This window comes from Acetatifactor muris, from assembly GCF_024623325.1.
GTDB classification, from domain to species: Bacteria; Bacillota; Clostridia; order Lachnospirales; family Lachnospiraceae; genus Acetatifactor; species Acetatifactor muris.
Genome location: NZ_JANJZD010000001.1, coordinates 370,674 through 377,991, shown reverse-complemented (window position 1 = coordinate 377,991; position 7,318 = coordinate 370,674). Strand labels below are relative to the sequence as shown.

At 50.5% G+C, this 7,318-nt stretch carries 5 protein-coding genes; all 5 read right to left on the bottom strand.

Features of this window, described 5'->3' with window-relative positions; translation table 11 throughout:
• Window positions 1-308: 308 nt before the first annotated feature.
• On the bottom strand, window positions 309-623 hold the full coding sequence (locus tag NSB25_RS29865; protein ID WP_330406145.1) for a hypothetical protein: 315 nt from the start codon (window positions 621-623) through the stop codon (window positions 309-311).
• A gap of 435 nt (window positions 624-1,058) precedes the next feature.
• Window positions 1,059-1,952 carry a DMT family transporter gene (locus tag NSB25_RS01770; protein WP_103240538.1) on the bottom strand — a complete coding sequence of 298 codons (894 nt, stop codon included), beginning with the start codon at window positions 1,950-1,952 and terminating at the stop codon, window positions 1,059-1,061.
• A 221-nt stretch (window positions 1,953-2,173) separates the two neighbouring features.
• Window positions 2,174-3,757, bottom strand: coding sequence for a mannitol dehydrogenase family protein (locus NSB25_RS01765; RefSeq protein ID WP_103240523.1), 1,584 nt, complete (start codon window positions 3,755-3,757; stop codon window positions 2,174-2,176).
• Window positions 3,758-3,787: 30 nt separating this feature from the next.
• The gene (gene uxuA / locus NSB25_RS01760; protein ID WP_334293794.1) at window positions 3,788-4,867 is read right to left on the bottom strand and encodes a mannonate dehydratase; all 1,080 of its coding nucleotides are present in this window, start codon (window positions 4,865-4,867) and stop codon (window positions 3,788-3,790) included.
• Between the two features lie 148 nt (window positions 4,868-5,015).
• A complete protein-coding gene (locus NSB25_RS01755) occupies window positions 5,016-7,289 on the bottom strand; it encodes a glycoside hydrolase family 2 protein (RefSeq protein WP_103240521.1) in 2,274 nt (757 codons plus the stop codon).
• Between the last annotated feature and the right edge of the window lie 29 nt (window positions 7,290-7,318).

Genomic DNA, 7,318 nt, shown 5'->3' with positions numbered 1-7,318 from the left:
CGTAAGCTTGATTACATATTTTCTGGGTCTTGCCATAGGAATCACCGCCGTTTTTTTCTTAGTATATACCAAAACGGCTGTATTTACCAGCATAATTTGTCTATATATCAACATGTCACTACACTAGCACCATCATCTTTGTGACCGTTTTACGGAAGTATCATTATCAGGAAACAGTGTCATGGCGCAAGGTCCCCACACCTTGTTTACTCTAAAACATTTCCCGCTCTTGCCTGTTCATCACAGGCAGTCATGGCGTGTTTCGGCACAGCTCGGCTGTTTCATACGCCTTGCAGGACTGTCCATATTCAGTTGTCAGTAAGTGATGCTTTTTCATTCCGCATCACAAATAAAATATGTTTTAAATTTTCAGCTTGTCCGCACCGTACTTGTGAATAATCCGAAAAAGAATTTCTTTCTCTTTTCACTCTGATTTTCTGCAATAAAAATCCCACCGCCCTCACCCGGTTTTGTATAAATCGGGTAATCAAAAGACAATGCAACAATATCATGAAGTATCGTGCGTCCTGTAACGCCAAATTCCCATGCAAGCTCCCTGTTGTTATGTGTCTTTTCGCTGATAAAATACTAATGATTTCCATTCTGCGGTGTACAAAATCCATGACGCACCTCCTCTCGTTTACAGTAAAAAACATTCAGGATTGCCGGCCCTAAAAACATATAAAACCATTCAACAAATCTTTTATATGCTTTATAAGAATGGCAATCATTTTCTATGTAAATTTTTCACAATATGGTCCAAATTCATGTATAATTGGCAGAATGGTTTCACACACTATTGACGTTATTGTCTGTAATAATCTGTCGAATCTGTTCCTTTGCTACCAGCATATAAATACTCCTCTTCGATAAGAATTTTCATATCTTGATTCTTACCAAAAAGGAGCCATTTTCTACCATAGACACAAACTTTTTTACACTACCTTGTTTTTCGGTGCCAATTGCCTGCGAGCGGTGCTGCACATAACCCTTACTGAGACAGCGGCACTTGCACAAGACTTTCACCTTAGTAACAGCCCAAAGCGGCGCAGACTCCATCACACATCTGAGCTTCCCTTTCTCCCTGGAAGCTGCACCAGGATCACAGCACAGAAAACCACCGCACAGCCCAGAAGTTCCCTTCCTGTCATCTTCTGTCCTAAGATTGCCCAGCCTGCCAGCACTGACACTGTTGATTCCAGGCTCAGAATCAGGGAGGCAATCGTGGGATCTGTGTTCTTCTGCCCCAGCACCTGCAGTGTATAAGCCACACCACTTGAAAGGATTCCCGCATATGCCAGAGGCACAATGCCCCTGACAAAATCCCGCATGTCCGGTTTCTCGAAGACAAGGGCAAGGCAGCTCCCGATGATGCCTGCTGTCAGGAACTGGATACAGGAAAGCTCCACCCCGTCCACTCTGGGTGAAAAATGATCAATTATCAGAATATGTACGGAAAACAGAATCGCGCAGAGCAGCACAAGTATATCTCCTCTGCTCAGCGAAAAGCTCTCACTCATGCACAGCAGGTACATCCCAAAGGCTGCAATGGCCGCGCCGGCCCAGACTCTGCCCGGTATCCTTTTTCTCAAAAAGATCCCGAAGAAGGGAACCAGAATAATATACAGAGTGGTAATAAAACCTGCCTTACCCACCGTTGTGTACAAAATCCCATACTGTTGTAACAGAGCCGCCGCACACAGTGCCATCCCGCAGCAGATACCTCCCAGGGCCGTAGTTCTCAGATTTCCCGTCTTCTTATCTTCTTTTTTCGCTTTTCCCCTGTTGAAGCAGATTACCGGTAAGAGTACCAGGCTGCCCATCAGAAACCTGGCCCCGTTAAAGCTTAACGGGCCCAGATAATCCATACCGACACGCTGTGCCACAAAGGCCGTTCCCCATATAAATGCCGCCGTAAACAGCATCAGACTGCTCTTCCACGATATTTTCATCTTCCTGTTTTCTCCTTCTGCGAACCTCTCCCGAATTTCCCGCCCGGCAGCTCCCGGATTTGTTTCACTATTGAAAGCAATGAAGCACGATATCCGCAGTGTCAAAGGTGACCTCATTTCTGCTCTCAAACTACCGCAAAAAACCGCCCGGACTTACATCCAGGCGGAATTTTTACTATCAAATTGCAGCAATTTGCCACGAGTCCATTTTCTCCGGGGAATCACCTTGCCGTCACATATTTGTGCAACGTTTTTCGCACCGCACCGGGGCCGTCAAAAAGCTCTCTTGCCATTCCCTCGATGCGCTCACCCAGACCGGCCGCATACAGATCCACGCCAAATACATCCTGACGGCTGTACAGTGTCTTCAGACAGGAGAAATCCTGTTCTCCTTTTTTCACTTCCAGCGGTGCCACAATGGCTCTCAGCTCCTCCAGCAGGGGATCCGGCGAGGGCTCGAAGGCTTTGCCGGTATCATCAATTCCTTTCAGATAACGGGCATATCCCGCCAGCACCAGCGACAGCAGGATCAGGGCATCCATATCCAGTCCCCTGGCCTGATAAGCCTTGATGGTCTCCCCGAAACGGATGGGAATCTTCTGGCTGGTGTCCGTGGCAATCCGCTGAGGTGCATCCGGCATAAACGGATTTGGCAGACGGCGGTTCAGCACGGCATCGATAAAGTCCGCAGGCTTTAACACACCCGGATCCACCACCACAGGCATGGCCTCAATATGTCCCAGCTTTGTAATCAGTCCTCTGATATCCTCGTCCTCCATCTCCGCGGAAATCAGGTCATAGCCCAGGATACAGCCGTAAATCGACATTGCCGTATGCAGCGGATTCAGGCAGGTGCAAACCTTCATTCGCTCCACCTTGTCCACAGTTTCCCGGTCCACATACAGCACACCACCCAGCTCCAGAGGAGGTCGGCCATTGGTGTATTTATCTTCAATCACCAGATATTCTGTCTCTTCGGCGTTGACAAAAGGAGCCGTATAAGTTCTCCTGTCCGTGAAAATGGTGTAGTTGTCCTCGAACCCATCCTCTGCCAGCATCTTCTGCACTTTTGCATCCGGCCGCGGCGTAATCTTGTCTATCATGCTCCAAGGGTAGGTCACCTTTGCCGGATTCTGCACATACTCCAGAAATTCCGCCGGCACGAGACCTTCTTCGGCCCATTTTTCCGCATAGGCAAGGACGGCATCCTTCACTTTGTCTCCATTGTGAGAGCAGTTGTCCATACTCTGCAATGTCAGCGGCAGTTCCCCGGCCAGATAGCGTTCATACAAAAGCAGTGTGACCTTACCCATAATCAGCACAGGCGCCAGGCCGCGCTCCAAATCGGCAGGAGCCACCGCATATCCCTTTTCCGTGATGGTAAAGGAAATCATCTGCAGGCTGGGATTGCAGAAAATCTCCGCAAGTCTCGCCCAGTCCTTCGGAAACTGTGAATCTGCCTTCAGGCTCTCCGTGACGGAGGCAATCACCTTTTTCTCAATGTTGCCGTCGGACTGCAGGCACACCAGCAGACTCAGATTGTCATAGGGGCGGTAAGCCTTGTCAATGATTTCAAAGTCAAATCCCTCCACCACAATCACACCTCTGTCATATTCTCCGGAATCAAGCGCCTGCTGCAGAATGGCCGCGGGAAATGCCCTGAAGAGATTACCCGCCCCAAAATGCACCCAGGTTGGCTGCTCATGGGTTTTTGCCCGCACTGCCTCAATGTCAAACTGCGGCATCTGATATCCTTTTTCGGCCCATTCCGGGCCCGTTTCTTTCTTTATGTCAATAAGCTTCATTCCAGTAACTCCCTTCTTCCGCAGCTGCTTTTATTTCGCGGCATCCAGTCTGTCCAGCATGTCCCAGATTCCCCACATATACATGATTCCCAGCGCCCGGTCATAGAGGCCATATCCGGGCCGGACATTGCCGGGGCCTTCTCCCCATAAATGACGTCCGTGGTCCGGACGGATATATCCGTCAAATCCGCCGTCGTGATATGCCTTGATAATCTCCACAATGCCGGTATCTCCATCGCAGTCCCGATGACTTGCCTCCGAGAAATCTCCGTTGGGGAAATGCTTTACATTGCGGATATGAGCAAACGCAATTCTGTCGCAATGTCTGCGGACAATATCTGCCACATTGTTCTCCGGATTTGCGTTCAGGCTGCCGGAGCAAAGAGTCAGACAGTTGTAGGGATCATCCACCATGGCCAGGAATCTGTCCACAGATTCCGCGTCCACCAGCAGGCGGGGCAGTCCGAAGATATCCCATGGCGGATCATCCATATGGATGGCCATTTTGATATCGCATTCATGGCAGACAGGCATCAGCTGCTCCAGGAAGTATTTCAGGTTCTCCCAGAGCTTCTCTTTGGTCACAGGTCTGTATGCCTCAAAAAGTTCGTCCAGTTTCGCCATGCGCTCCGGCTCCCACCCGGGGAAGGTCAGCCCATGCATGTTGTTCAGGATATAGGAGGCCATCTCTTTGGGGTCATCATGAATTTTGTCCGCCTCGTAATAAAGAGCGGTGGACCCGTCTCCCACAGGGTGGAACAGGTCAGTTCTTGTCCAGTCAAAAACGGGCATAAAATTATAGCAGATTACCTTCACACCGAATTTTGCCAGATTACGGATCGTCTGAATGTAATTGGCAATATAACCGTCCCGGCTGGGCAGGCCAATCTTGATATCATCGTGTACATTGACAGATTCCACTACATCCATGTTAAATCCATAGGGAGCCAGCGCCTTCTGTACCTCCGCAATCTCCTCCTCCTGCCAGACCTCGCCGGGCATCTTATTGTGCAGCGCCCAGACGATGCTTGTCACACCCGGAATCTGCTTAATATCCGACAGCTTGATACTGTCATTGCCTTCGCCGTACCAGCGAAAACCCATCTGCATTCCCATAAAAAACCTCCTTCACATTGTCGTACAGCAGTCCTGCTTCTGTCTCAGATATTATACCAATTTTTTCCATATCGGGCAATGCCTTATGGGGCACTCCTTTGATTTTTATCTGATTTTCTGCAATTATCCAATCTATGACTTATCATGACTGCCTTTTGTCTATCCGGATTAATTTCGCATTGAGACTTTCCACAAAGCCTTCCGGCATCATGGCTCCCGCCATCCGGCACATATCCTCCGGCGTCATGGCCTTCATCATATCCCACATGCCCTCTCCGGGAGCAAGCTTCATATTTGTGGCCAGCTTCACAGCATTTGTGACAATCTCCAGAGCTTCCGGGCATTCGGCAAGTTCCTCCATGGTATCCCTGACACTGTATTTTCCTTCCGGGAATTCCATAGGCGCCTTCAGGTCCAGATTGCCCGCCAGCTTAAACCAGTTTGCAACACCCTCCGCTCTTTCGTTTACTTCAGGCAGCACATAGATGGACGGTTCCTTCTCTACCTTTTCCAGTGTCATACTGTCCCTGATTCCTCCCGCCTCCGCGGTCACAATATTGAATCCTTCCTCCAGGGCCACCTGAAATGTGAACACTTTACTGTTCGTCTGTACCGCCGCCGGCTTCCCGTTGAGGTACAGCGTAACCTTCGGCTGATTGGAGTATACTTTAATCTGTGTGGTCTCCCCCGCCCGCCTGGCATAGCGCCTGCCGCAGAGATGAATCATCGGCATTTCACTCCAGTACGCCTGGTAAATATAATAGCTGTCTTTCTTCGTCTTCCTGTCCATGGTCACCAGGCCTTTATTGTTCCTGCCTGCCACACCGCCTTCGTTTCGCGCCGCACAGCCGAAATCGAACATGTTCCACACATGGCTGGACCAGATCCAGGGCCGTTCCTCCAGCACCTTCGCCATATGCTCATGGTAAAGCGCCTGATATTCCTCGCTGTAATCCTTGCAGGCCGGGTTCGGACCATGATAGGTGACAATCCCTTCACAACCGTATTCAGACAGACCCAGACAGATTTCCGGGTGCACTCTGTGAAAATTGTCAAGCCAGGGCCCGTTGTCCTCCATTTTTCCCCCATACCAGCCAAAATAGTGATTGTAGCTCTCCACATCCGTGATTCCGTGCATGGGACTCTGCTCCGGCGTCATGGACACATGGGCGATTGCAGTCAGGCGGGTGGGGTCAAGTTCTTTACACAATGCATTCAGTTCTCTGTGATTTTCCACCAGCTGGTCGGAGATCCCCCCGATGAGGATTTCATTGGACACCCCCCAGAAGCAAATGGATGGATGATTATAATTCTGGATAATCAGCTCTTTCATCTGGCTGATGCAGTTCTGATGGGCTGCGGGATCCTGATTCATGACACTGATAAAGGGAATCTCGGCCCAGACGATAAATCCCAGCTCATCACAGGCGTCATAGAAGTCCTGGGAATGCTGATAATGTGCCAGTCGGATTGTGTTGGCTCCCAGTTCCCTGATCATCCGCGCATCCTCAAAATGGTCTTCCCTGGTCAGGGCATTGCCCTGGTAAAGCCGGTCCTGATGACGACTCACCCCCCGCAGCGGCGTCCAGACACCGTTGATACAGAATCCCATGTCCGCGTCACAGGAAAAGCTTCTCACGCCGGCCCGCACTGACACTTCATCATAAGCCTCGTTTCTTCTCTGTAATGTGGCCGTCACTGTATACAGACAGGGAGCACTGATATTCCACGCTTTCGCGTCCGGCACATAGACTGTCACTTTCGTCTGATCCGCCGGCCGCACCGCGGAAGCCACTTCCATTCCCCTCTCATTCAGAATGGAATACAGCACTGTAAAATTCTCGTCCGGCTTTGTCACCCAGGAGACCAGCTCAAAAGTTGCTCCCCCGTCATCACAGGGCTTCGGCGTCACCTGCAGTCCCGGCCCTCCGTAATAGTCCAGGTCGAAATGGGTTTCCGGCACACTGATCAGATTAACCCCTCTGTACAGACCGCCGTAAAAGGTAAAGTCCGCCGCCTGCGGATATACACTGCTCTTATTCTCATTGCTGCAGGCAATCACCAGGAGATTCTCTCCCTCTTTTGTACACAGCCTGGTAATGTCCGCCCGGAAAGCGGAATAGCCGCCCTCATGATATACGGCCTGCCGGCCATTTACATAGACCCACGCCTGCTGCCCGGCCGCCGGGATCTCCACATATACCCTGCCGCCCGGAAGAGGCTGTTCGGGCGTCTGAAAGCTTCTGGCATACCAACATTTCCCCCGATAATAACTGCCGTTTCCGTCATGTCCGTCCACCGCGTTCCAGGTGTGCGGTAAATCCACTGCCTGCCACTCCAGGGGCAGCATCTCCGGCAGACCCGCATCTTCCCGGATAAACCTCCAGTTTTGATTTAAGTTGATTGTTTTGCGCATATTATATTTTCCTCCTGTCACAACCAGAT